The following is a 759-nucleotide window of genomic DNA, read 5'->3' as shown; positions in this document are numbered from 1 at the left end:
ATATTGAAGCCGCAGATACTACCTTTGACAGAATAGTTATGCAATATTTATGCGTTAAAAGTTAAATGCAAACCGCATTCTTATCTAAACATAGCACAAAATAGCGGGGCCACCAGCGGGCAAGAATAATTGTCGGCATTCTATGCAGAATGCCGGACAATTTATGGGGGTTATGATGCGGGCGGGTGAATGGGGGGGACTAGCGGTTTTCCACAGACTGGCGCAGCGTCCCGGCTGGCGCGTGTACGCTGCCGCCCAGATAGCGGACGTCGTCTACTACCCAGCACTGGCCTTCGCGGATCATCAGCACTTCGTCACGCCAGCTCTGATCGCCCTGTTTCAGCTCTACGCGCAGCGGAATGTTGCGTGCATCACTATTCGGAATGGTCGATGCGCTGGCGACGCTGGCGCTATCCGGTAACGTGGCGCGGCTGGAGAAAGGATCGCTGTTAAACAGGTCGCGATGCGTGTTATCGCGGCTGGCATCGGTCAGCAGTTTCGCCAGATTGTCGCTGAGGTACGGGCGAAGGGCGGTAATGTCGTTGTCACGATGCTGAATACGGTAATCATAGAATTGTTGAGCCACGCTGTCTGGCCCACCTTCTACGCATGCACCGCTACGAGAGCCGTTATCTTTATAAACCGGGGTCACGGTAGTACAGGCGCTGAGAAGTAGTGCACATGGAACCAGCAGTGAGAGTTTCGAGTAGCGCATAATGATTTCCTTATTAGCTTTCTACTATTAGTGTTCTATGATGA

Annotated in this window: 1 protein-coding gene; it reads right to left on the bottom strand. The window is 52.3% G+C overall.

The window, feature by feature from the left end:
• Positions 1–199: 199 nt before the first annotated feature.
• Positions 200–715, bottom strand: coding sequence for a lipoprotein (locus tag JSN25_RS19445; RefSeq protein ID WP_121529270.1), 516 nt, complete (start codon positions 713–715; stop codon positions 200–202).
• Between the last annotated feature and the right edge of the window lie 44 nt (positions 716–759).

It is taken from the genome of Citrobacter cronae (genome assembly GCF_016893685.1).
Lineage (GTDB): Bacteria > Pseudomonadota > Gammaproteobacteria > Enterobacterales > Enterobacteriaceae > Citrobacter > Citrobacter werkmanii.
This window is presented reverse-complemented; position numbering and strand designations above follow the sequence as displayed.